Source organism: Nonomuraea sp. NPDC050383, assembly GCF_044459125.1.
Lineage (GTDB): Bacteria > Actinomycetota > Actinomycetes > Streptosporangiales > Streptosporangiaceae > Nonomuraea.
In genome coordinates this window covers 1-22215 of the sequence record NZ_JBITIP010000007.1, presented here as the reverse complement: position 1 = coordinate 22215, position 22215 = coordinate 1, and the positions used below count along the sequence as shown (strand labels likewise).

The 22215-nt window shown below is 74.5% G+C and carries 23 protein-coding genes; 14 read left to right on the top strand and 9 right to left on the bottom strand.

Translation table 11 applies throughout. The features are described 5' to 3' along the window. Window positions 1-16: 16 nt before the first annotated feature. Together ACIBG4_RS18710 and ACIBG4_RS18705 are read right to left on the bottom strand one after the other, a co-directional pair. Complete coding sequence (locus tag ACIBG4_RS18710) at window positions 17-940, bottom strand: glycosyltransferase (RefSeq protein WP_397202811.1); 924 nt, start codon at window positions 938-940, stop codon at window positions 17-19. After that, on the bottom strand, window positions 937-1530 hold the full coding sequence (locus tag ACIBG4_RS18705) for an HAD-IIIA family hydrolase (RefSeq protein WP_310709021.1): 594 nt from the start codon (window positions 1528-1530) through the stop codon (window positions 937-939). Before ACIBG4_RS18705 ends, ACIBG4_RS18710 begins: the two co-directional genes overlap by 4 nt. Before the next feature lie 172 nt (window positions 1531-1702). On the opposite strand from ACIBG4_RS18705, the gene ACIBG4_RS18700 reads away from it, so the two are divergent. The 10 genes from ACIBG4_RS18700 (at window position 1703) to ACIBG4_RS18655 (ending at window position 11555) form a co-directional block, all read left to right on the top strand. Then, window positions 1703-3334, top strand: a complete 1632-nt coding sequence (locus ACIBG4_RS18700) for a carbamoyltransferase (RefSeq protein ID WP_397202810.1) — start codon at window positions 1703-1705, stop codon at window positions 3332-3334. Beyond that, complete coding sequence (locus ACIBG4_RS18695; RefSeq protein WP_397202809.1) at window positions 3331-4281, top strand: glycosyltransferase family 2 protein; 951 nt, start codon at window positions 3331-3333, stop codon at window positions 4279-4281. The genes ACIBG4_RS18700 and ACIBG4_RS18695 overlap by 4 nt, the downstream gene beginning before the upstream one ends. Then, complete coding sequence (locus ACIBG4_RS18690; RefSeq protein ID WP_310709018.1) at window positions 4278-5291, top strand: glycosyltransferase family 9 protein; 1014 nt, start codon at window positions 4278-4280, stop codon at window positions 5289-5291. Before ACIBG4_RS18695 ends, ACIBG4_RS18690 begins: the two co-directional genes overlap by 4 nt. Then, entirely contained in the window at window positions 5288-6520 is a 1233-nt protein-coding gene (locus tag ACIBG4_RS18685) for a glycosyltransferase (RefSeq protein WP_397202808.1), read from the top strand. Before ACIBG4_RS18690 ends, ACIBG4_RS18685 begins: the two co-directional genes overlap by 4 nt. Before the next feature lie 3 nt (window positions 6521-6523). Then, complete coding sequence (locus ACIBG4_RS18680; protein ID WP_310709016.1) at window positions 6524-7072, top strand: SIS domain-containing protein; 549 nt, start codon at window positions 6524-6526, stop codon at window positions 7070-7072. Continuing rightward, window positions 7069-8403, top strand: a complete 1335-nt coding sequence (locus tag ACIBG4_RS18675; protein ID WP_397202807.1) for a PfkB family carbohydrate kinase — start codon at window positions 7069-7071, stop codon at window positions 8401-8403. The genes ACIBG4_RS18680 and ACIBG4_RS18675 overlap by 4 nt, the downstream gene beginning before the upstream one ends. A gap of 74 nt (window positions 8404-8477) precedes the next feature. Then, entirely contained in the window at window positions 8478-9152 is a 675-nt protein-coding gene (locus tag ACIBG4_RS18670) for an SDR family oxidoreductase (protein ID WP_310709014.1), read from the top strand. Beyond that, window positions 9143-10027, top strand: coding sequence for a glycosyltransferase family 9 protein (locus ACIBG4_RS18665; protein WP_310709013.1), 885 nt, complete (start codon window positions 9143-9145; stop codon window positions 10025-10027). Before ACIBG4_RS18670 ends, ACIBG4_RS18665 begins: the two co-directional genes overlap by 10 nt. Beyond that, window positions 10024-10986: a UDP-glucuronic acid decarboxylase family protein gene (locus tag ACIBG4_RS18660; RefSeq protein WP_310709012.1), complete on the top strand. Its 963-nt coding sequence runs from the start codon at window positions 10024-10026 to the stop codon at window positions 10984-10986. The genes ACIBG4_RS18665 and ACIBG4_RS18660 overlap by 4 nt, the downstream gene beginning before the upstream one ends. Window positions 10987-11015: 29 nt before the next feature. Next, window positions 11016-11555, top strand: a complete 540-nt coding sequence (locus ACIBG4_RS18655) for an isochorismatase family cysteine hydrolase (RefSeq protein ID WP_355440936.1) — start codon at window positions 11016-11018, stop codon at window positions 11553-11555. A gap of 31 nt (window positions 11556-11586) precedes the next feature. On the opposite strand, the gene mshC is transcribed toward ACIBG4_RS18655, so the two are convergent. Genes mshC through ACIBG4_RS18630 form a run of 5 tightly spaced genes read right to left on the bottom strand, consistent with a single transcriptional unit; the run spans window position 11587 to window position 15566 of the window. After that, complete coding sequence (gene mshC, locus ACIBG4_RS18650; protein WP_397202805.1) at window positions 11587-12828, bottom strand: cysteine--1-D-myo-inosityl 2-amino-2-deoxy-alpha-D-glucopyranoside ligase; 1242 nt, start codon at window positions 12826-12828, stop codon at window positions 11587-11589. Window positions 12829-12838: 10 nt separating this feature from the next. Further along, window positions 12839-13537, bottom strand: coding sequence for an NRDE family protein (locus ACIBG4_RS18645; RefSeq protein WP_397202804.1), 699 nt, complete (start codon window positions 13535-13537; stop codon window positions 12839-12841). 23 nt (window positions 13538-13560) lie between these two features. Continuing rightward, window positions 13561-14325: an SCO1664 family protein gene (locus ACIBG4_RS18640; protein ID WP_397202803.1), complete on the bottom strand. Its 765-nt coding sequence runs from the start codon at window positions 14323-14325 to the stop codon at window positions 13561-13563. Continuing rightward, window positions 14322-14870 (bottom strand): DUF3090 domain-containing protein, encoded by a 549-nt coding sequence (locus ACIBG4_RS18635; RefSeq protein WP_310709007.1) that lies wholly within the window; start codon window positions 14868-14870, stop codon window positions 14322-14324. Before ACIBG4_RS18635 ends, ACIBG4_RS18640 begins: the two co-directional genes overlap by 4 nt. Before the next feature lie 9 nt (window positions 14871-14879). Beyond that, on the bottom strand, window positions 14880-15566 hold the full coding sequence (locus tag ACIBG4_RS18630) for a histidine phosphatase family protein (RefSeq protein ID WP_397202802.1): 687 nt from the start codon (window positions 15564-15566) through the stop codon (window positions 14880-14882). A 64-nt stretch (window positions 15567-15630) separates the two neighbouring features. Here ACIBG4_RS18630 and ACIBG4_RS18625 point away from each other — a divergent pair, with 64 nt between their 5' ends. Then, complete coding sequence (locus tag ACIBG4_RS18625; protein WP_310709005.1) at window positions 15631-16578, top strand: aldo/keto reductase; 948 nt, start codon at window positions 15631-15633, stop codon at window positions 16576-16578. A gap of 132 nt (window positions 16579-16710) precedes the next feature. Continuing rightward, window positions 16711-17604 (top strand): hypothetical protein, encoded by an 894-nt coding sequence (locus tag ACIBG4_RS18620; protein WP_397202801.1) that lies wholly within the window; start codon window positions 16711-16713, stop codon window positions 17602-17604. Between the two features lie 75 nt (window positions 17605-17679). On the opposite strand, the gene fabI is transcribed toward ACIBG4_RS18620, so the two are convergent. Continuing rightward, window positions 17680-18444, bottom strand: a complete 765-nt coding sequence (fabI, locus tag ACIBG4_RS18615; protein WP_310709003.1) for an enoyl-ACP reductase FabI — start codon at window positions 18442-18444, stop codon at window positions 17680-17682. A gap of 1 nt (window position 18445) precedes the next feature. Beyond that, window positions 18446-19141: a 3-oxoacyl-ACP reductase FabG gene (gene fabG, locus ACIBG4_RS18610; protein ID WP_310709002.1), complete on the bottom strand. Its 696-nt coding sequence runs from the start codon at window positions 19139-19141 to the stop codon at window positions 18446-18448. Window positions 19142-19218: 77 nt separating this feature from the next. Here fabG and ACIBG4_RS18605 point away from each other — a divergent pair, with 77 nt between their 5' ends. Further along, window positions 19219-20715 carry a TldD/PmbA family protein gene (locus ACIBG4_RS18605; protein WP_397202800.1) on the top strand — a complete coding sequence of 499 codons (1497 nt, stop codon included), beginning with the start codon at window positions 19219-19221 and terminating at the stop codon, window positions 20713-20715. A gap of 32 nt (window positions 20716-20747) precedes the next feature. Continuing rightward, a complete protein-coding gene (locus tag ACIBG4_RS18600; protein ID WP_397203134.1) occupies window positions 20748-22103 on the top strand; it encodes a metallopeptidase TldD-related protein in 1356 nt (451 codons plus the stop codon). The last annotated feature ends 112 nt before the right edge of the window (window positions 22104-22215 follow it).

Sequence of the window (22215 nt, the reverse complement as noted above, 5' to 3'; positions counted from 1 at the left end):
CCCCTTTCCCCGCGGGTCACACCACTTCGTCGAGCAGCCTGTCCCAGTCGGCGAGGAACCGGCCGAGCCCGTAGCGGGTCAGGGCCGCGGCGCGGGCGGCCTTCCCGGCCTGGGCGGCCCGCTCCGGATCGGCGGCGAACTCCTTCAACGCTCCGACCAGCACGTCCATCTTGGTGGAGATGACGCCCGCCTCCGGCGGGACGGCCTCGACGGCCTCGGTGGCGGCCAGCGCCACGACCGGCATGCCGATCGTCATCGCCTCGATGAGGGCCAGCCCGAGCGAGGTCCACCGGTACGGGTGCAGGTAGACGCGCCGCCGGGCCAGCTCCCGGTGCATGAGGTGCTGCGGCAGGTCCTCGTACGTCCCGTACGGCAGCTCGCTGACCTTCATGCCGAACACGTCGAGCGGCACCGCCTCGTGGAAGCGGGGCAGCAGGTCGGTGCCGGCGACGCGGGTGCGCCGCACCGGCTCGTTGACCACGACGCCGGCCCGGGGCAGCTCGCCGGTGTAGAGGTGGCCGGGGTCGGGGACGCCGTGCTCGATCACCCGGGTGGGGGCCCTGCCGTTGTCCCAGTACAGCTCGTTGAAGTGGGTCACGTGGACGAGCGTGACGTCGTCCCGGCCGGCGAGCGGGTGGCGGGTGCGGGGCACGTCGCCCGCGGGCGTGTTGTGCTCGACGTAGACGCCGGGCAGGTCGCGGCCGAGCCACTCGCGGGCCAGGTCGAGGTCGCGGGGGCGCTGGTAGACGACGGCGTCGATCGGCTCGTGGCGCAGCCGGTCCCAGCTGACCTCGCGGGCGCTGCCGGGCCAGTCGTAGGTGTCGGCGCGGCCCAGGCCGTCGGGGCCGCGACCGGGGACGAGCGGCAGGACGTACTCGTGCGGCCCGCGGACGAACGCGCTGGTCCAAGCGCCGTGGACGTGCCACAGGAGGATCCTCACCAGCGGCTCCAGCCGATCACGCGGGCCCGGCGCGAGTGGCCGGCGGGGACGGGGGCGGCCTCCAGGTCGCCGAGCAGCCGGTCGGTCACCTCGGTGAGGTCGGCGGCCACCTCGGCGGCCTCCAGGACCTCCTGGTGCAGCGTCTGCGGCGTGGGCACGAGGATGCCGCGGGCGCCCGCCGCGCGCGCCGCCTCCATGTCCCTGCCGATGTCGCCGACCACCACGCAGTCGCGCGGGCTCACGTCCAGCACGGCCGCGGCCCTGATGACCAGGCCCGGCGCGGGCTTGCGGCAGGTGCAGCAGTCGCCGTCGTCGTGGACGCAGATCGCCCACGCGTCGAACGGCCCCATGAGCTCCTCGACCCGGGCGTTGACCTGCCCCATCTCGTCGGGCGTGATGAGCCCCTTGGCCACCCCGGACTGGTTGGTCACCACGGCCACCGGGATCTCCGCGCGCCGCAGGCGTGACAGCGCCTCGACCGCCCCCGGCATCGGCTGCACCTTGCCGGGGTCTCCGTTGTACGGGATGTCCCTGATCAGGGTCCCGTCACGGTCGAAGAGCACGGCCCCGGGACCTCGCTGTACGAACACCGCTCACCTCCGTCACGCCGGCCGGTCAGCTACCCGGCGAGGTCCCCCACAAACAACTACCGAGCGTGACCAATCGCAGAGCCAGCAGGCTGTTTCCGCACTTCCAGGCGATGCCGCATGTTTGAGAGTCGCTTCTCTCGGTAGCGGTTCTCCATCCGGTGGGAGGAGCCAGATGAGATTTCTCGGCATCAACGCGATCTTTCACGACCCCGCCGCGGCGGTCGTCGCCGACGGCCGCATCGTCGCCGCCGCGGAGGAGGAGCGGTTCAGCCGCCGCAAGCACGGCAAGCGGCCGCTCGCCTTCTCGGCCTGGGAGCTGCCGGAGCTGGCGGCCGCCTGGTGCCTGACCGAGGCCGGGCTGTCCCCCGAGGATCTCGACGCGGTCGCCTACTCCTACGATCCGGCCCTGGTCGTCCAGCGTCCCGAGGGCGACTGGGAGGACCTGCGCACGAAGTACGCGGTGCGCGCGCCGAACTTCCTCGCCACGGCCCTGCCCGGCCTGGACCCGGCGCGGGTGCGCTTCGTCCCCCACCATGTGGCGCACGCCGCCTCGGCGGGGCTGGCCGCGCCGTTCCGGGACTGCGCGGTGCTCGTGTGCGACGGCCGCGGCGAGAACGTCTCCCACCTGGCGGGCCGCTACCGCGACGGCGAGCTGGAGGTGCTCGCCGCGCAGGAGCTGCCGCACTCGCTCGGGCTGATGTACGAGGACGTGACCCAGCACCTGGGCTTCCTGCGCTCCAGCGACGAGTACAAGGTCATGGCGCTGGCCTCCTACGGCCGGCCGCGGCACCTGGAGTCGCTGCGCGAGCTGATCCGCACCACGGAGGACGGCGGGTTCCGGGTCGAGCCGATCGACTGGAACTCCTACGCCAAGGCCCTGTCCAGGGGCTCGCCGTGGACGCCGGACCACGCCGACCTCGCCGCGAGCGTGCAGGCGCGGCTGGAGGAGGTGCTGCTGGAGCTGGTCCGCTGGCTGCACGAGCGCACCGGGGAGCGGCGCCTGGCGCTGGCCGGCGGGGTGGCGCTCAACTGCGTCGCCAACACCCGCCTGCTGGCCGAGGGGCCGTTCGAGGAGGTGTGGGTGCAGCCCGCCGCGGGCGACTCCGGCACCGCGCTGGGCGGCGCCCTGCACCTGGCGCAGGCGTACGGCGAGCGGGCCACGCCCATGATCGGCGCCGACCTGGGTCGCGGCTTCACCGACGAGGAGCTGGGCGCCTGGCTGGACGTGGCGCGGGTGCCGTACACGCGGCCGGCCGACCTGGCCGACGCGGTGGCGGCCGAGCTGGCCGCCGACCGGATCGTCGCCTGGTTCCAGGGCCGCTCCGAGTACGGCCCGCGGGCGCTCGGCCGGCGCTCGCTGCTCGCCCACCCGGGGCACGCCCGCAACACCGAGCGGCTCAACGACGTCAAGGGCCGCGAGCAGTTCCGGCCGATCGCGCCGATGGTGCTGGAGTCGCGGGCCCGCGACATCTTCACGCGGGGGCCGGTGCCCTCGCCGTACATGCTGTTCGTGCACGAGGTCGACCCGGTGTGGCGGGAGCGGATCCCGGCCGTGGTGCACGTGGACGGGACGGCGCGGGTGCAGACGGTGTCGCCGCGCTCGGAGCCGCTGCTGGCCCGGATGCTGTCGTCGTTCGAGGCCCGCACCGGGCTTCCGGTCGTGGTCAACACGAGCCTCAACACCGCCGGGCGGCCCATGGTGGACGACCCGCGCGACGCGCTGGAGTGCTTCGGCTCCTCGCCGGTGGACGTGCTCGCCCTCGGGCCGTACCTGGTGCGGCGGCGGGAGGTGTTCGCTCAGTGATCACGGTGGTGGTCCCCACGGTGGGGCGGCCGAGCCTGCGCGCGACGCTCGCGGCGCTCGGGCCGGACGTGCCGGTGGTCGTGGTGGACGATCGGCCGGCCGGACATGACGGGGCGCCGCTGGTGACACCCGGGCACGTGAAGGTCGTGCGGTCCGGCGGGCGGGGGCCCGCCGCCGCGCGCAACGCGGGCTGGCGGGCGGCCTCGACGCCGTGGGTGGCCTTCCTCGACGACGACGTGGTGCCGGGGCCCGGCTGGTACGAGGCGCTGTGGAAGGACCTGGCCGGGCTGTCGCCGCCGGTCGCGGGCAGCCAGGGGCGGATCAGGGTGCCGCTGCCCGCCGGCCGGAGACCCACCGACGCCGAGCGGAACACGGCGGGCCTGGCCGGGGCGCTGTGGATCACCGCCGACATCGCCTACCGGCGGGCCGCGCTGGAGGAGGTCGGCGGGTTCGACGAGCGCTTCCCCCGGGCCTACCGCGAGGACGCGGACCTGGCGCTGCGCCTGACCGGCCGGGGGCACCGGCTGGTGCGGGGCGAGCGGGTGACCGTGCACCCGGTGCGCGACGACGGGTTCTGGGCCAGCGTGCGCTTCCAGCGGGGCAACGCCGACGACGCGCTGATGCGGCGCCTGCACGGGCCGGGGTGGCGGGAGGCGATCGGCGGGGCGCGGGGACGGCTGCGCCGCCACGCCGCGGCCACGGCCCTCGGTCTGGCCGCCGCCGGCCTCGGCGTGGCCCGGCTGCTGGGCGCCCGCCGGCCGGACACCGCCTTCCTGGCGGCGGCGGGCGCGGGGTGGGCGGCGTTGACCGCCGAGTTCGCCTGGGCGCGGATCGCGCCCGGCCCGCGGACGCCGCGCGAGGTGCTGCGGATGGCCGTCACCAGCGTGCTGATCCCGCCGGTCGCCTGCGCGCACCGGCTGCGGGGGGAATGGAAGGTGCGGCGATGAGCGGACGGGTGCTCGTGGCGCGGCTGGACGACGCCGGGGACGTGCTGCTGGCCGGCCCCGCCGTCCGGGCCGTGAGCGCGCACGCGCGCGAGGTGACCGTGCTCGCCGGGCCGCGCGGCCGGGCCGCGGCCGAGCTGCTGCCCGGCGTGGACCGGGTGATCGTGTGGCAGGCGCCGTGGATCGACCACCGGCCGCCGCCCGTGTCCCCGGAGGACGTGGACGACCTGCTCGGCCGGATCCGCGGCGTCGACGAGGCGGTGATTCTCACCTCGTTCCACCAGTCGGCGCTGCCGCTGGCGCTGCTGCTGCGGCTGGCCGGGGTGGGCCGGATCTGCGCCATCAGCAACGACTACCCCGGCTCGCTGCTCGACGTGCGGCACGTCGTCGACGAGGGGCTGGACGTCCCCGAGGCGGAGCGGATGCTCGCCGTGGCCCGCGCCGCCGGCTTCGACCTGCCGCCCGGCGACGACGGCCGGCTCGCCGTCCGCCGCCCGCTGCCGGACGTGTCCCGCTTCGGCCTCGGTCCCGGCCCGTACGTCGTCGTGCACCCCGGAACCTCGGCGCCCGCCCGGACCTGGCCGCCCGAGCGCAACCGCGAGGCGGTGCGGGAGCTGGCCGACGACGGCCACCGGATCGTCGTCACCGGCATGGAGCGTGAGCTGACCGCCCATGTCGCGGCCGGGGCCCCCGAGGCGGCCGTGGACCTCGGCGGCGCGACCACGCTGGCGGAGCTCGCGGCCGTCATCGAGGGCGCCGCCGTGCTCGTCGCCGGCAACACGGGCCCCGCCCACCTGGCGGCGGCGGTCGGCACGCCGGTCGTCAGCCTGTTCGCCCCGGTCGTCCCGGCCGCGCGGTGGGCCCCGTACCGGGTCCCCACGGTCCTGCTCGGCGACCAGGGGGCACCATGCCGGGACTCCCGGGCGCGCGTGTGCCCGGTGCCCGGCCATCCCTGTCTGGCGCAGGTGACCAGTGAGCAGGTCGTCAAGGCAGTGAGGGAGCTGAACCAGTGAGAATCGCCCTGGTCTCGGAGCACGCGGACCCGCTCGCGGCCATCGGCGGCGTCGACGCCGGCGGGCAGAACGTCTACGTCGCTGCCCTGGCCGCAGCTCTCGGGACGCGCGGCCACGAGGTGGTCGTCCACACCCGGCGCTGGGGCCCGGACCAGCCGGACCGCGTCGTGATCGCTCCGGGCGTGTGCGTGGAGTACGTCACCGCGGGCCCGGCCGCGCCGGTCCCGAAGGACGAGCTGCCGCCGTACATGCCGGAGTTCACCGCGCGCCTGGCGGCGCGATGGGAGGAGGAGCCGCCCGACGTCATCCACGCGCACTTCTGGATGAGCGGGCAGGCCTCGCTGCGGGCCGCCGGGAACGTGCCGGTGGTGCACACCTTCCACGCGCTCGGCACCGTCAAGCGGCGCTGGCAGGGCGCCGCCGACACCAGCCCGGCCCACCGGGTGGACACCGAGCGGCAGATCGGCCGCAGCGCCGACGCCGTGCTCGCGACCTGCCGCGACGAGGTGAACGAGCTGCGCGCGATGGGCGTGCCCGAGCAGCGGATCGCGATCGTGCCGTGCGGCGTGGACACCGGCGTGTTCCGCCCCGACGGCCCGTCGGCGCCACCCTCCGGCGCCTCCTGGGCCTGGGACGGCGCGGGAGCCCCGGGCGGCGGGCGGATGGCGCGGGTGCTCAGCATCGGCCGGCTGGTGCCGCGCAAGGGCGTGGACACCGTCGTGCAGGCCATGCGGCTGCTGCCGCGCGCCGAGCTGGTGATCGCCGGCGGGCGCGTGGACGACGAGGAGGCGGTACGGCTGCGCGACCTGGCCGACGGGTGCGGCCTCGGCGACCGGGTGCGGGTCGTCGGCAGCGTCCCGCGCGACGAGGTGCCCGCGCTCATGCGCTCGGCCGACGTGCTGGTGACGGTGCCGTGGTACGAGCCGTTCGGGATGGCGCCGGTCGAGGCGATGGCGTGCGGCGTGCCGGTGATCGCCTCGGCCGTCGGCGGCCACCTCGACACCGTCGCCGGATGCGGCCTGCTCGTGCCGCCCCGCCGCCCGCGCGCCCTGGCCAGGGCGCTCAAGGACGTGCTGGCGGATCCGGCCCGGCGCCGCGCGATGGGCGCGGCCGGGGCGCGCAGGGCGCGCGAACGGTACGGCTGGCCGCGCGTCGCCGAGCGCACGGAGGCCGTGTACACGCAGGTCATCGACGGCAGGCTGTGCCGTCTCACGGCGCTGGGAGGGTGAGCCATGGACGCGCATCTGCAGAAGCTGTGCGCCACCCTGGCGCGCGTCGACGGCCACACGGCCGTCGTCCGCGCGTGGGGCGGCAAGCTGGCCGGGGTGCTGGGCTCCGGCGGCAGGCTGCTGGCCTGCGGCAACGGCGGCTCGGCGGCCGAGGCGCAGCACCTGACGGCCGAGCTGGTGGGCCGCTTCCGCGCCGACCGCCCGCCGTACGCGGCGATCCCGCTGCACGCCGACACCTCGTCGCTGACGGCGATCGTGAACGACTACGGCGCCGAGGAGGCGTACGCGCGGCAGGTGCGCGCCCACGGCCGCGAGGGCGACGTGCTCGTGTGCCTGTCCACCAGCGGCGGCAGCGCGAACGTGCTGGCCGCCGCCAAGGCCGCCCGCGAGTGCGGGATGCTCGCCTGGGCGCTGACCGGGCCCGGCCCCAACCCGCTGGCGGGGCTGTGCGACGAGGCCGTCACCGTGCCCGCCGAGGAGACCGCGACGGTCCAGGAGGTGCATCTCGCCCTCATCCACCTGCTCTGCGACGCGGTCGAGGAGGCGCTGTGAGCGGTCCGCTCGTCGTCATCGGCGACACCCTGCTGGACGTGGACGTCGAGGGCGTGGCGGACCGGTTGTGCCCGGACGCGCCCGTCCCCGTGGTCGACGTCGAGGCCGAGCACTCCCGGCCGGGAGGAGCCGGCCTGGCGGCGCTGCTGGCCGCCCGCGACGGCGCCGACGTGGTGCTCGTCACCGCGATCGGCGACGACCAGGACGGGCGGCGCCTGTGCGGGCTGCTGGCCGGCGAGGTGGAGCTGGTGCGGCTGCCGCTGCGCGGCGACACCGTGCGCAAGACCCGCGTCCGGGCGCGGGGGCAGACGCTGGTGCGCGTCGACTCCGGCGACGGCAGGGCCCGGCACGCGGCGGGCGAGGAGGTCGCCGCGGCGCTGCGCCAGGCCGGGGCCGTGCTCGTGTCCGACTACGGCCGGGGCGTCGCCCGGGCGGTGCGCGAGGCCCTGCGCGGGCTGGATGTGCCGCTCGTGTGGGACCCGCACCCGCTCGGCCAGGAGCCGGTGCCCGGGTGCGCGCTGCTGACGCCCAGCGAGGCCGAGGCCCGCCTCATGTGCGACGTCCCGTACGAGGGCCCCGACCAGGCGGCCCGCCACCTCATGCGCTCGCTGCGGGCGCGGGCCGTCGCCGTCACGCTCGGCGTGCGGGGCGCGGCGCTGGCCCGCCAGGGCGGCGCGCTCACCCAGGTGCCGGCGCCGGTGTCCGCCTCCGGGCAGGACGTGTGCGGCGCCGGGGACCGGCTGGCCGCCGCCTCCGCGCTCGCGCTGCGCGACGGCTCCGGCGTGGAGGAGGCGGTCACCATCGGCGTCGGCGAGGCGTCGCGCTTCGTCGAGCGGGGCGGCGCCGCCTCCATCCGCACCCAGGAGCAGGAGCTCGGCGACCGGCCGCGCACCGCGCTGGAGGTGGCCGAGCTGACCCGCGCGTACGGCGGGCGGCTCATCGCCACCGGCGGCTGCTTCGACCTGCTGCACGCCGGCCACGTCAGCCTGCTGCGGCGGGCCCGCGCGCTCGGCGACGCCCTGGTGGTGTGCGTCAACTCCGACGACTCCGTCCGCCGGCTCAAGGGACCGACCCGCCCGATCGTGGACGTCCGCGACCGGGTCGAGGTGCTGCGGGCGCTGGCCTGCGTGGACGCGGTGCTGGTGTTCGACGAGGACACCCCGGCCGCGGCCATCGAGCGGCTCAGGCCGGACGTGTGGGTCAAGGGCGGCGACTACGAGGGCGACGTGCTGCCCGAGGCCGAGATCCTCGACCGGCTCGGCGCCGAGATCGTCGTCCTCAGCAGCCTGCCGGGCCGTTCCACGACCAACCTCATCAGGGAGATCCGCTGAGCCGCGCCGGCCGGGGCTCCCGCGGTGCGCGGGAGCCGTACCGCCACGAGAAACCGCCACGAGAAGGAGAGCACATGAACGTCCTCATCACCGGAGGGGCCTCGGGCCTGGGCCTGGCCACCGCCGAGGCCGTGGCCAAAGAGGGCTGGCGGCCGCTGGTCGCCGACGTGCGCGAGCCCGGGCAGGGCGTCGATCACGTGGTCGCCGACCTGTCCGACCGGGCCGAGGCCGAGCGGGCCGTGCGCGAGCTGGCCGAGCGGGCCGGCGGGCTCGACGCCGTGGTCACCGCCGCGGGCGTCGACGCCTGCGGGCGGCTGGAGGACGTGGCCGCCGACGACTGGGACCGCGTGATCATGGTCAACCTGCTGGGCACCGCCTCGGTCGTGCGCGCGGCGCTGCCGTACCTGAGGACGTCGCGCGGCAAGGTCGTCACCTGCGCCTCCACGCTGGGGCTGCGGCCGCTCAGCGACGCCACCGCGTACTGCGCGTCGAAGTTCGGCGTGGTGGGCTTCACCCGGGCGCTGGCCGTCGAGCTGGCCGGGCAGGTGGGCGTGACGCTCCTGGTGCCCGGCGGCATGCGGACCGCGTTCTTCGACGGCCGGCCGGAGCAGTACAAACCCGGGCCCGACGCGGGCCTGAACGATCCGGCCGACGTGGCGCGGACCATCGTGTTCGCGCTCGGGCAGCCCGCCGGGTGCGAGGTCAGGGAACTGGTCGTGTGCCCCTCGACGGAGACGTCATGGCCCTAGAACTCGTCGCGCTGCGCGGGCTCGGCCTGGGCGACCTGCTCACGGCCGTGCCCGCGCTGCGCGCGCTGCGCCAGGAGTTCCCCGTCCACCGGATCACGCTCGCGGCGCCGGCCGCGCTGCGGCCGCTCATCCCGCTGACCGGGGCCGTCGACGACCTGATCGACGTGCGGGGTCCCGGCCCGGTGCCGGTCGAACGGCCCGACGTGGCCGTCAACCTGCACGGCAAGGGCCCGCAGAGCGTCGAGGCGCTGCGCCGTACCCGGCCCGGGCGGCTGCTGAGCCACACCGACGGCCCGCCGTGGCGGGAGGGCGTGCACGAGGTGCGGCGCTGGTGCGACATGCTGGAGTGGTACGGCGTCAAGGCCGACCCGTCGGACCTGACGCTGGGCGTGTCGGACCGGACCGGGCCCGTGGTCGTCCACCCGGGCGCCGCCTTCCCGTCGCGCCGCTGGCCGCCCGAGCGGTTCGCGCAGGTGGCCGCGGCCCTGGAGGGCTCCGTGGGCGAGGTCGTCGTCACCGGCAACGCCGAGGAGGAGGCCATCGCCGCGCGCGTGGCGGAGCTGGCCGGGCTGCCCGCCGGGCGGGTGCTCGCCGGCCGCACCGACCTGGCCGGGCTGATCGACCTGGTGGGCCGGGCCCGGCTCGTCGTGTGCGGCGACACGGGCGTGGGGCACCTGGCGACCGCGTTCTGCGTGCCGTCGGTGGTGCTGTTCGGGCCGGTGCCGCCCGCGTGGTGGGGGCCGCCGCCCGGCTGGCGGCACGTCGCGCTGTGGGCCGGGCTGCCCGGCGACCCGCACGGCGACCGGGTCGACCCCGGGCTGCTGCGGATCGAAGTCTCCGAAGTCGTCGAGGCCGTGATGGAGGTCACGTCATGAGGGCTCTGGTTACCGGTGGAGCCGGTTTTCTCGGCTCCCACCTGTGCGAACGCCTGCTCGGCCAGGGAGCCGAGGTCATCTGCATGGACAGCTTCCTCACCGGCGGGCCGCGCAACGTCGAGCATCTGATCGACCGCCCCCAGTTCCGCATCATCGAGTGCGACCTGACCGGGTACGTCCACGTCCCCGACCGGCTGGACCTGGTGCTGCACTTCGCCTCGGCCGCCTCCCCCGCCGACTACCTCCGCTACCCCATCGAGACGCTGCGGGTGGGCAGCGTCGGCACGCTGCACGCGCTGGGGCTCGCACGGGAGAAGGGCGCCCGGTTCATCCTGGCCTCCACCAGCGAGGTGTACGGCGACCCGCTGGAACACCCGCAGAAGGAGACGTACTGGGGCAACGTCAACCCGGTCGGGCCGCGCAGCGTGTACGACGAGGCCAAGCGCTTCGCCGAGTCGCTGACGACCGCCTACCGGCACTCCCGTGACACCGACACCGGCATCGTGCGGATCTTCAACACGTACGGCCCGCGCATGCGGCCCTTCGATGGCCGGGCGATCCCGACCTTCATCCGGCAGGCGCTGCTGGGCGAGCCGATCACGATCACCGGCGACGGCGGGCAGACCCGGTCCGTCTGCTACGTCGACGACACGGTCACAGGCATCCTGGCCATGGCCGGGAGCGACTTCGCCGGCCCGGTGAACATCGGCAACCCCGGCGAGCTGACCATGCTGGAGCTGGCCACGCTGATCAAGGAGCTGACCGGGTCGTCGTCGCCGATCGAGTTCATCGAACGGCCGGCCGACGACCCGATGGTGCGCCGGCCGGACACGACGCTGGCGGCCGAGCGGCTCGGCTGGCGGGCCGCGGTGCCCGCAGCGGAGGGGCTGCGCCGGACCATCGACTGGTTCGCCGCCGAGCTGGCGGGCCACGGCAAGCTGGAGCGGCTGGGCGCCTGAGCGTGGCGTCGGGGGGTGGTGGTCCGAGGATGCCGGGAATCGCGATGATCGTGCTCGACATGCTGAACCCGTACGAGCACGAGGACGCCGACCGGCTCGTGCACGGGGTGGAGCCGATCGTGCCCAAGCTCGCCGAGCTGGCGGGGCGGGCGCACCGGCGCGACGACGTGGAGCTCATCTACGTCAACGACAACTACGGCGACTTCGCCGCCACCCGGGAGGATCTCGTGACGCGGGCGCTGAAGGGGCGCCGGCCCGACCTGGTGCGGCCGATCGTGCCGCCGAGGGACTGCGCGTTCCTGGCCAAGGTGCGCCACAGCGCCTTCTACGGCACCGCCCTGGAGCACATGCTGCGGCAGCGCGGGATCGGCACCGTGCTGCTGGCCGGGCAGGTGACCGAGCAGTGCGTCCTCTACAGCGCGCTGGACGCGTACGTGCGGGAGTTCGACGTGGTGGTGCCGCCCGACTGCGTGGCGCCGGTCCACGGGGATCTCGGCCGGGCCGCGCTGCGCATGATGGAGCGCAACATGTCGGCCGAGATCATCCCGTCACGCCGCCTCCTGGTGTGAGGCATCCCCGTCCGAGCCGGACGGGCCTCCGCTAGAGGGCGACGCCGAGCAGGGCGTCGGACAGGTCGCGGACCAGGGCCGGCGCTCCGGCGTCGGCCCCCTCCCCCACGAGCGCCCGCTCCCCCGCGAGCGCCCGCTCGGCCCAGGCGTCGATGGCGGCCAGCGCGCCCGGCGCGTCGAGGTCGTCGGCGAGCCGCTCCCGCACCAGCGCCAGCAGCTCGTCGGCGGGCGGCCCCGACGGCAGCGCCACCGCCTCGCGCCAGCGGGCCAGCCGCCGCTCCGCCCGCTCCATCAGCTCCGGGGTGTACTCCCAGTCGGCGCGGTAGTGGTGGGCCAGCAGGACCAGCCGGACGGCCATCGGGTCGTGCTCCCGGCGCAGCCGCGACACGAACACCAGGTTGCCCTTGGACTTCGACATCTTCTCGCCGTCGAGGGCGACCATGCCGGCGTGGGTGTAGAACTTGGCGAAGGGCCACTCGCCGGTCGCCGCGTGCCCCTCCGAGGCGCCGCACTCGTGGTGCGGGAAGATCAGGTCCGTGCCGCCGCCGGCCACGTCGTAGCCGGCGCCCAGGTGGTCGAGCGCGATCGCGGTGCACTCGATGTGCCAGCCGGGCCGGCCCCGGCCCAGCGGCGAGTCCCACGCCGGCTCGCCCGGCCGCTCGGCCCGCCACAGCAGCCAGTCGAGCGGGTGGCGCTTGCCCGGCCGGTCGGGGTCACCGCCCCGCTCGCCGAACAGCTCCAGCATCTCGTTCTCGCCGTACCCGGACACCTGACCGAACTTGGGGGCGTCGGCCGAGCTGAAGTAGACGTCGCCGTCCAGCTCGTAGGTGACGCCCTTGGCGGACAGGGACGCGATCAGCTCGGCGACGCGGCCGACGACCTCGGTGACGCCCACGTACTCGCGGGGCGGCACGATGCGCAGCGCCTCCATGTCCGTGCGGAACAGCTCGATCTCCCGCTCGGCCAGGTCCTGCCAGGCGATGCCGGTCTGCTCGGCGCGCTCCAGGAGCGGGTCGTCGACGTCGGTGGTGTTCTGCGTGTAGTGGACGTCGTGGCCGCCGTCGCGCCACACGCGGCCGACCAGGTCGAAGGCGTGGTAGGTGTTGGCGTGACCGAGATGGGTGGCGTCGTAGGGGGTGATGCCGCACACGTACATCCGGGCCGTGGGGCCGGGATCGGTCGGGCGGACCTGCCCGGTGGCCGTGTCGTGGAGCCGCAGCGGGACGCTCTGACCGGGCAGCTTGGGGACGTTCGGGGCGGACCACGATCTCATAGCTTCGAGCCTATCTGTCCCGTTCGGCGGTCAAGTCCGTGAAGTCGTACGTCACATCTCCGGCCGCCAGCGTGACCCGCATGGCCGACAGCGACGTGAGGATCTTGCCCTCGGGCGTCTCGTGGCGGACCAGGAGCGACTCGGGATCGGCGGACGGCGCCTCCTCCCCCGGGACGCGCCAGTCACCGGCCCGGAAGCGCGGCAGGTTGGCGACGACGCGGGGATGGGCGGGGTCGAGTCCCGCCGCGTTGACGATCATGTTGGTGCCGTCGGGCACGCGGGTGACGGTCAGCCGCTCGCCGTCCCAGCCGGCCAGCCGCGCTCCCGGCGGTTCGGCGAGGAGAAGGAAGAAGGGGTCGTACACGGTGAGGTCCGCCTCGGACAGGCTCACCTCCGGGGGGACGTCCGCACGGGGCGGGTCGCCCGGCAGGGTGCCGGTGGCGGCGGCGCGCAGGGCCAGGTCGCCGCGGGAGACCCGGGTGGCCTCGGCAGCCGTGACGCCGCAGCCGTTGAGCAGGGCGGCCGCGCGGTGGGCCGTGGGGTGGAGCGCCAGCCAGGTGCCGCCCGCCTTGAGGTCGCGACCGCCGATCAGGCCGGGGTAGCGGTCGGGCCAGTGCTCGCCCGGCCCCTCCCAGGGCCGGTCGGCGTACTCGTCGCGCACGAACAGGAGGGTCAGTGGCCACCCTGTCTTCACGATCACGGTGCACATGAGGCAAAGAGTAGTGAACGCCGCTAAATGGGCGGCCAGGGGATGGCGGGCCAGTCCTCCGACGGCGACGGGTGGACGCCGGTGTCGAGCAGCCGCCTGACCCGCTGCCAGGTCGCCTCCACCTCGGCCTGCGTGAGCAGCTCCCGCAGCCGGCGCCCGAGCGCGCCCGCCTCCAGGTCGCGCTCCAGCTTGGCCAGCACGGCGACGGCCTCGCGCGCCAGCGGCTTGCCGCGCCACTGCCACAGCACGGTGCGCAGTTTGTCCTCGGCGGCGAAGCAGACGCCGTGGTCGACGCCGTACACGTGGCCGGTGGGCAGCGGCAGCAGGTGGCCGCCCTTGCGGTCGGCGTTGTTGACCACGGCGTCGAACACCGCCATCCGCCGCACCACCGGGTTGCGGCTGCGCACCAGCCGCATCAGGTCGATCTCGCGCTCGGTGTCGATCCAGAGCTGGCACATGCCGGGGCCGAACGGCCCGTCGCGGTAGACGGTCGGCGGCACGATCTGCCAGCCGGTCGCCTGGGACACCTCGAAGGCCGCCACCTCTCGGGCCGCGAGGGTGCCGTCGGGGAAGTCCCACAGCGGGCGCTCCCCGCGTACGGGCTTGTAGACGCAGGCGACGGTCTGCCCGGCGAGCGTGACGGAGCAGTAGAGCGTCAGGTTGGTCGCCTCGACCAGGCGCCCCACCACGTCGAGGCGCCCGTCACGGAGGAGCTTCAGCGCGCTCTCCTCATCCATGACCGGCGTGTGCGAGTGCCTGACGGCGGGCTCGCTCTCCGGGGCGCTCATGAGGCCGCCTCACCCCCGCGGTAGCCGTTGAGCCGGACACAGATGTGCCCCTCGGCGTCGAGGGGCTGGCCGCACAGGGGACAGGGTGGCCTCCCCGCGGCGACGAGCCGCAGGGCGCGCGCGGTGAAGGCCCGCGCGGCCCCGGCGCTGATGTGGACCCGCAGCACCGCGGGATCGGGCACGTCGAGGTCCTCCTCTTCGACCATCTCCTGCGCCTCGATCACCACCTGCGAGGTCTCGGGGTCCCAGGCGAGCGCCATGGTGCCCACCCGGAAGTCCTCGGAGAGCGGAACGTCGAGGGGGTCGTCGTCGGCGAGGTCGGCGGGTGCGAGGGCCGGCACGTGCGCGGTGCCCCCGCTGCGCCGCAGCACCTCGTCGAGCAGCTCGTCGAGCCTGCCCGCGAGCGCGGCGACCTGGAGCTTCTCCAGCGCGACCGTGGTCAGTCTGCCCTCGGCTCTGGCCTGCAGAAAGAAGGCTCGGGCGCCCGGTTGCCCCAGGGCACCGGCCACGAACCTCTCTGGTGGGTCGTAGTCGAAGACCGGCATAGCCTGACCTTACGTGGTCCCGGGTCCGCCGCCGACGGCGGCATCGCTCCCGGTGATGTTTTCTCCCCCGTCTTTCTCCTCCGAATCCTCGGGGAGCCGCAATTCCCCCATATCGTTAAGCCTGAGGAGAAAGGGACGCAAGGGGGTATATCGAATCACAGTGAGGGCGGCCGGATCAGCGGTTATCCGCTGGAACTGGTCGAGGTGGAGGCCCAGCGCGTCGGCCACGATCGCCTTGATCACGTCGCCGTGGCTGCACACGAGGTAGACGGCCTTCTCCCCCAGGCGCGCGTTCCACTCCCGCACCGCCGCCACCGCCCGGTGCTGCACGTCGGCCATGGGCTCCCCGTCGGGGAAGACGGCCGCGCTCGGGTGGGCCTGCACGACCCGCCACAGCGGCTCCTCGGCCAGCTCCTTCAGCGGGCGGCCGGTCCACGTGCCGTAGCCGCACTCCACGAACCGGTCGTCGGTCTTCACGGCCATCGCGCGATCGGCGGCCACGGCCGTCGCGGTCTCCACGCACCGCTCCAGCGGGCTGGAGACCACCGCGTCCAGGCGCACGCCCGCGATGCGGCCGGCCAGCGCCTCGGCCTGCCGCCGGCCCTCGTCGCTCAGGTGGACCCCCGGGGTGCGGCCGGCCAGGACGGGCCCCGTGAGGGCGGTGAGGCCGTGGCGGGCCAGAAGCAGCGTGGTCACGAACCAAGTGTCGCAGGCCGGGATCACGGTTTTTCCCCGGCCCGGACGGTAACCTGGCGGGATCATGCAGCAGCGCTATGTCGGCCGTAGCGGCCTGTCGGTGTCCCGAGTGGGGCTCGGCACGATGACCTGGGGGCGGGACACCGACGCCGACGAGGCCTCGGCACAGCTCCGCACCTTCATGGACGCGGGGGGCACGCTCGTCGACACGGCCGACGTCTACACCGGCGGCGACGCCGAGCGGCTGCTCGGCCGGCTGGTGCGCGACACGGTGCCGCGCTCCGAGCTGGTGATCTCCACCAAGGCCGTGGTGACGCCGCTCGGCCGCCGGCCCCGCGACGCCTCCCGCCGCCACCTCGTGGCCGCCGTGGACGAGTCACTGGCCCGGCTCGGCGTCGACTACGTCGACCTGTGGCAGCTCCACACCTACGACGAGGAGGTGCCGCTGGAGGAGACCCTCGCGGCGCTCGACGCGATCGTCTCCTCCGGCCGGGCCGTCTACGCGGGGGTGTGCGACTACACCGGCTGGCAGCTCGCCGCCGCGGGCGTCGCCCAGCGCTCCGTCCCGGGGCGCGTGCCGATCACCTCCGCCCAGGCCGAGTACTCCCTGCTGGCCCGCGAGCCCGAGCGGGAGCTGCTGCCGGCCGCCGACCACGTGGGCGCCGGGGTGCTGGCCTGGTCGCCGCTGGGGCGGGGGGTGCTGACCGGCAAGTACCGCACCGGCATACCGGCCGACTCGCGGGCCGCGACGCCGCACTTCGCCGACTTCGTCCGGCCGTACCTGGACGAGCGCAGCCGGCGGGTGGTGGAGTCGGTCATGACGGCCGCCGACGGGCTCGGCGTGTCGCCGCTGGCCGTGGCGCTGTCGTGGGTGCGTGACCAGCCCGGGGTGGCCTCGGCGATCGTGGGGGCCCGCACCCGGGCGCAGCTGGCCGGGATACTGGCGGCGGAGGAGGTCGTGCTGCCCCGCGAGATCCGCGAGGCCCTGGACGACGTCTCGTCCCTGGACTGACCGGCTGAACGGGAGTCGGGCTCGCGTATCACTAGTCGATACCGAATCGCAACTTTGGCGGAAAACACCTGCGTCTCGGCGGCGATGTCCGTAAAGATTTCAATCCAAGGCGATGCGGGAGGGGACGGACCGATGGGGAGCAGGACCGTGACGGCGGCCGGTGTCCTGGCGACGGCACTGGCGGCGACCGCGGTCACCGTGGCCCTCACGGTCACGCTCGCGGGGCCGGCCGCCGCGGACGACTGCCCCCAGGGGGGCGGCTTACTCGGCGGGGTGACCGGCACGCTCTGCGACACGGTGGGCAAGGTCACCGACACCGTCGACGCCGTGACCGGAGGCAGGGCGAAGGGCCTGACCGACACGGTGGACGACACCACGGGCAAGGTGCTCGGCAAGGTCGGCGAGGCCGTGCCCACGACCAGGCCGGGCCAGGCCAGGAAGGCCGACCCGGAGCCGTCCGCCACCACCACGCTGCTGCCCGAGAAGCTGACGGACGTCTGCCTGCCGGTGCTGGCCTGCGACGACCAGAGCGTCCACGACGACGGCGTGACGCCCGCGCCGCGCGCCACCGAACACCCGCCCGCCGAACGGCGCACCGGGCAGCCGGAGCAGCCGACGCGCTCCGGTACGGCCCGCCAGCGCAAGGACGACAAGCAGCACGCGGCGGTGCCCACGGCCGCGCCCACCCGCCCCGCGAGGCAGCCGGAGAGCCAGCCGTACCTGATGGACACCCGGCAGGAGCGGGTCGGCGAGGAGCCGGAGGCCGACCCCGACGAGGCCCGCATCGACCTGCTGTGGCCGCAGCCCCTCGTGCGCGAGCTGACGGCGCCGATGCGCGACCAGCAGGTGGTACGGCCCAGCACCCCGGCCTCGGACGTGCTGGGCACGGCGCTGACGATCGCGCTGCTGCTGTCGGCGGTGGCGGCCACGCGGGTGGTGCAGCAGCGGCGGCAGCGGGCGGACCGGGCCGACTCGATCCCGTTCGAGCCGTCGACGGCCGCCAACGGCCGCCACCGCCTGGCCTGACGCGGGACCGGCCCGAGGACGAGCCGGCCTGGACAGGGACCTCTCCGGCGGGGGGCCGGCCCGATGGAGGGGCGGTCAGGCGCCGATCGCGTGGACGCCGCCGTCGACGTGGACGATCTCGCCCGTCGTCGCCGGGAACCAGTCGGACATCAGCGCGACGCACGCCTTGGCCGCCGGCACCGTGTCGCCCAGGTCCCAGCCGAGCGGCGCCTTCTCCGGCCAGCTGTCCTCGAACTCCTTGAAGCCGGGGATCGACTTGGCCGCCATCGTCCGCAGCGGCCCGGCCGCGACGAGGTTGACCCGGATGCCCTGCTTGCCGAGGTCGCGGGCCAGGTAGCGGGAGGCGGACTCCAGGCCGGCCTTGGCCACGCCCATCCAGTCGTAGACGGGCCACGCCTTGGTGGCGTCGAAGTCGAGGCCGACGACCGCGCCGCCCTCCTTCATCAGCGGCAGGCAGGCGACGGCCAGCGACTTGAACGAGTACGTGGACACGTGCAGGGCGGTGGAGACGTCCTCCCACGTGGTGTTGAGGAAGTTGCCGCCGAGCGCGGTCTGCGGGGCGAAGCCGATGGAGTGCACGACGCCGTCGAGCCCGTCGACGTGCTCGCCGACCCGGTCGGCCAGGGTGTCGAGGTGCTCGGTGCTCTGCACGTCGAGCTCCAGCACCGGGGCGGGGTGCGGCAGCCGCTTGGCGATGCGCTCGACCAGGCTGAGCCGGCCGAAGCCGGTGAGCACCACCGTGGCGCCCTCCTCCTGGGCCAGCTTGGCCACCGAGAACGCGATGGAGGCGTCGGTCAGGACCCCCGTCACGAGGATCCGCTTGCCTTCGAGAATGCCCACGTCAGTGCCCCATTCCAAGTCCGCCGTCGACGGGGATCACGGCCCCGGTGATGTAGGAGGCGTCGTCGCTCGCCAGGAAGCGGACGACGCGCGCGACCTCGCCCGGCGACGCCTGCCGCCCGAGCGGGATGTTCTTGATGATGGCCTCCTCGTCCAGGCCGGCCGTCATGTCGGTCCGCACGAAGCCGGGCGCGACCACGTTGACCGTGATGCCGCGCGAGCCGTACTCGCGGGCCATGGACCGGCCGAACCCGATGAGCCCGGCCTTGGAGGCGGCGTAGTTGGTCTGGCCGGCGGAGCCGGACAGGGCGACGACGGAGGAGACGAGGATGACGCGCCCGCGCTTGAGCTTCATCATCGGCCGGATGGCCCGCTTGGCGACCCGGTAGGCGCCGGTCAGGTTGGCGTCGATGACGTCGGTGAAGGTGTCCTCCTTCATCATCGCCAGCAGGGTGTCCTTGGTGACGCCGGCGTTGGCCACCAGCACCTCGACGGGCCCGTGCTCGGCCTCCACCTTGTCGAAGGCGGCCTCGACGTCGGCCATGACGGTCACGTCGCACCGGACGCCGAACAGCCCCTCCGGGGGCTCCCCCGAGCGGTAGGTGACCGCGACGGCGTCGCCGGCCGCGGCGAGTTCTCGGGCGATCGCGAGGCCGATGCCGCGATTGCCCCCGGTGACGAGTACAGAGCGTGCCATGGGACCTGACGCTATCTCCTACCGGCTGGTATGCGCTTGTCCGGGGCAGACAAGATCACAGGGTTAGGATCGTGGACATGCGCCAGATGGACCCCGATTTCCTGGAGCTGCCGCTGCGGCAGCTGGCGGACGCCGCCCTGCAACGCGCCCGCGACCTGGGTGCCGAGCACGCCGACTTCCGGCTCGAACGCGTCAGGGCCGAGTCGATGAGCCTTTACGACGCCCGGCTCGAAGGCGCGATGGACGCCGACGACCTGGGCTACGCCGTGCGTGTCGTCAAGGGCGGCACGTGGGGCTTCGCCTCCGGCATCCTCCTCACCCCGGAGGCGGCCGCGGCGGTGGCCGAGCAGGCGGTGCGCGTGGCGGAGGTGAGCGCGCCGATCAACAGGGAGCCGATCGAGCTGGCGCCCGAGCCCTCCCACCGCGAGGTGACGTGGGTCTCCTCGTACGAGGTGGACCCGTTCACGGTGCCGTCGGCCGACAAGGTCGCGCTGCTGGCCGACTGGTCGGCGGAGCTGATGAAGGGGGCCGACCACGTCTCGGCCCGGCTGCTCCAGGTCAAGGAGCAGAAGTTCTACGCCGACTCGGCCGGCACGGTCACCACGCAGCAGCGGGTGCGCCTGCATCCCGTCCTCAACGCGATGAAGGCCGCGGGCGGCGGCTTCGACGACATGTCGACGATCGCGCCGCCGGTCGGCCGGGGCTACGAGTACCTGACCGGCACCGGCTGGGACTGGGCGGCCGAGCTGGCGCAGCTTCCCGAGCTGCTGGCGGAGAAGCTGGCCGCGCCGTCGGTCGAGGCGGGCGAGCACGACCTGGTGATCGACCCGTCCAACCTGTGGCTGACGATCCACGAGTCGATCGGCCACGCCACGGAGCTGGACCGGGCGCTCGGCTACGAGGCGGCCTACGCGGGCACCAGCTTCGCCACCTTCGACCAGCTCGGCGAGCTGGTGTACGGGTCGCCGGTCATGAACGTGACCGGTGACCGCACGGTCGAGCACGGCCTGGCCACGATCGGCTACGACGACGAGGGCGTGCAGGGGCAGTCGTTCGACATCGTGCGCGACGGGATCCTGGTCGGCTACCAGCTCGACCGGCGGATGGCGCTGCTGAAGGGGTTCGGCCGCTCCAACGGCTGCGCCTTCGCCGACTCGCCCGGCCACATGCCGATCCAGCGCATGGCCAACGTCTCGCTCGCCCCGGCCCCGGACGGACCGTCCACGGAGGAGCTGATCGCGGGCGTGGAGCACGGCCTCTACATCGTGGGCGACAAGAGCTGGTCGATCGACATGCAGCGCTACAACTTCCAGTTCACCGGGCAGCGGGCCTACCGCATCGTCGGCGGCCGGCTGGCCGGGCAGGTGCGCGACTTCGCCTACCAGGCGACGACGACCGACTTCTGGCAGTCCATGGAGGCGGTGGGCGGGCCGGGGACGTACGTGCTCGGCGGCGCCTTCAACTGCGGCAAGGGCCAGCCGGGGCAGGTCGCCCCGGTCAGCCACGGATGCCCCTCGGCGCTGTTCCGGGGCGTGCGGATCCTCAACACCGTGCAGGAGGGTGGCAAGAAGTGAGCGAGCGCATCACCGGCGGTTCGCCGCAGGACATGGTGGAGCGGGCCCTGGAGCTGTCGGGGGCCGACGGCTGCATGGTGCTCGCCGACGAGAGCTCCACCGCCAACCTGCGCTTCGCGGGCAACACCCTCACCACCAACGGCGTCGCCCACTCGTCGCGGCTGACCGTGATCTCCGTCGTGGGCGAGGGCGTCGGCGTGGTGTCCCGCGCCGCCGTACGGCCCGGCCAGCTCGCCGACGTGGTGGCGGCGGCCGACCGGGCGGCGCGCGAGGCCCGGCCGGCCGAGGACGCCCGGCCGCTGGTCGAGGGGGTGCCGGCCAGCCCGTCGTGGGGTGAGCCGGTGACGCCCACGGACATCGGGGTGTTCGAGGGGTTCGCGCCGGCGCTGGGCGAGGCGTTCGCCGCCGCCGAGTCGGGCGGCAGGAAGCTGTACGGCTTCGCCGAGCACTCCCGTACGACGACGTTCCTGGGCACGTCGGCGGGGCTGCGGCTGCGCCACGACCAGCCGTCGGGCCGGCTGGAGCTGAACGCCAAGTCGGCCGACCTGAAGCGGTCGGCGTGGACGGGCGTGGCGACGCGCGACTTCTCCGACGTGGACGTGACGGGGCTCGACTCGTCGCTGGCCCGGCGGCTCGAATGGGCCAAGAACCGGATCGACCTGCCGGCGGGCCGTTACGAGACGCTGCTGCCGCCGAGCGCCGTGTCCGACCTCATGATCTACATGTACTGGTCGGCGGGCGCCAGGGACGCGCTCGACGGCCGCTCGGTGTTCTCCAAGCCGGGCGGCGGCACCCGGGTGGGCGAGCGGCTGGCCGAGCTGCCGATCACGCTGGCGGGCGACCCGTCGGCGCCGGGGCTGGAGTGCGCGCCGTTCGTGGTGGCGCACGGGCCGAGCCGCGAGGCGTCGGTGTTCGACAACGGCCTGCCGCTGGAGCCCACCGCGTGGCTGCGGGACGGGCGGCTGGAGGCGCTGCCGCAGACCCGCTACTCCGCGCAGCTCAGCGACATGCCGGTGACGCCGTCGATCGGCAACCTGATCATGACCGGTGGCGAGGGCGGCCGGTCGCTGGAGGAGATGATCGCCTCCACGCGGCGCGGCCTGCTGCTGACCTGCCTGTGGTACATCCGCGAGGTGGACCCGCAGTCGCTGCTCGTGACGGGGCTGACCCGTGACGGCGTCTACCTCGTCGAGGACGGCGAGGTCGTGGGCGAGGTGAACAACTTCCGGTTCAACGAGAGCCCGGTGGACCTGCTCGGCCGCGTGTCGGAGGTGGGATCGAGCGGGCAGACGCTGCCCCGGGAGTGGAACGACTACTGGACCCGGGCGGTCATGCCGGCCCTGCGGGTGCCCGACTTCAACATGTCGACGGTCAGCCAGGCGAGCTGACCCGCCGGCCCGGGGCCCCCCCCCCCCCCCCCGGGCGGCGGCCGGCGCGGACCACCCGGCCCAGCCCACCTGCGCCGACCGACACACCCCCCCCCCAGCGGCGCCCCCCCCC

What these genes read in the sequence shown, in the direction of transcription:
- ACIBG4_RS18700 (WP_397202810.1), top strand. Translation starts at nt 1,703, where the DNA reads ATGAGATTTCTCGGCATCAACGCGATCTTTCACGACCCCGCCGCGGCG.
- ACIBG4_RS18690 (WP_310709018.1), top strand. Translation starts at nt 4,278, where the DNA reads ATGAGCGGACGGGTGCTCGTGGCGCGGCTGGACGACGCCGGGGACGTG.
- ACIBG4_RS18680 (WP_310709016.1), top strand. Translation starts at nt 6,524, where the DNA reads ATGGACGCGCATCTGCAGAAGCTGTGCGCCACCCTGGCGCGCGTCGAC.
- ACIBG4_RS18670 (WP_310709014.1), top strand. Translation starts at nt 8,478, where the DNA reads ATGAACGTCCTCATCACCGGAGGGGCCTCGGGCCTGGGCCTGGCCACC.
- ACIBG4_RS18665 (WP_310709013.1), top strand. Translation starts at nt 9,143, where the DNA reads ATGGCCCTAGAACTCGTCGCGCTGCGCGGGCTCGGCCTGGGCGACCTG.
- ACIBG4_RS18660 (WP_310709012.1), top strand. Translation starts at nt 10,024, where the DNA reads ATGAGGGCTCTGGTTACCGGTGGAGCCGGTTTTCTCGGCTCCCACCTG.
- ACIBG4_RS18655 (WP_355440936.1), top strand. Translation starts at nt 11,016, where the DNA reads ATGCCGGGAATCGCGATGATCGTGCTCGACATGCTGAACCCGTACGAG.
- mshC (WP_397202805.1), bottom strand. Translation starts at nt 12,828, where the DNA reads ATGAGATCGTGGTCCGCCCCGAACGTCCCCAAGCTGCCCGGTCAGAGC.
- ACIBG4_RS18645 (WP_397202804.1), bottom strand. Translation starts at nt 13,537, where the DNA reads ATGTGCACCGTGATCGTGAAGACAGGGTGGCCACTGACCCTCCTGTTC.
- ACIBG4_RS18640 (WP_397202803.1), bottom strand. Translation starts at nt 14,325, where the DNA reads ATGAGCGCCCCGGAGAGCGAGCCCGCCGTCAGGCACTCGCACACGCCG.
- ACIBG4_RS18635 (WP_310709007.1), bottom strand. Translation starts at nt 14,870, where the DNA reads ATGCCGGTCTTCGACTACGACCCACCAGAGAGGTTCGTGGCCGGTGCC.
- ACIBG4_RS18625 (WP_310709005.1), top strand. Translation starts at nt 15,631, where the DNA reads ATGCAGCAGCGCTATGTCGGCCGTAGCGGCCTGTCGGTGTCCCGAGTG.
- ACIBG4_RS18620 (WP_397202801.1), top strand. Translation starts at nt 16,711, where the DNA reads ATGGGGAGCAGGACCGTGACGGCGGCCGGTGTCCTGGCGACGGCACTG.
- fabG (WP_310709002.1), bottom strand. Translation starts at nt 19,141, where the DNA reads ATGGCACGCTCTGTACTCGTCACCGGGGGCAATCGCGGCATCGGCCTC.
- ACIBG4_RS18605 (WP_397202800.1), top strand. Translation starts at nt 19,219, where the DNA reads ATGCGCCAGATGGACCCCGATTTCCTGGAGCTGCCGCTGCGGCAGCTG.
- ACIBG4_RS18600 (WP_397203134.1), top strand. Translation starts at nt 20,748, where the DNA reads ATGGTGGAGCGGGCCCTGGAGCTGTCGGGGGCCGACGGCTGCATGGTG.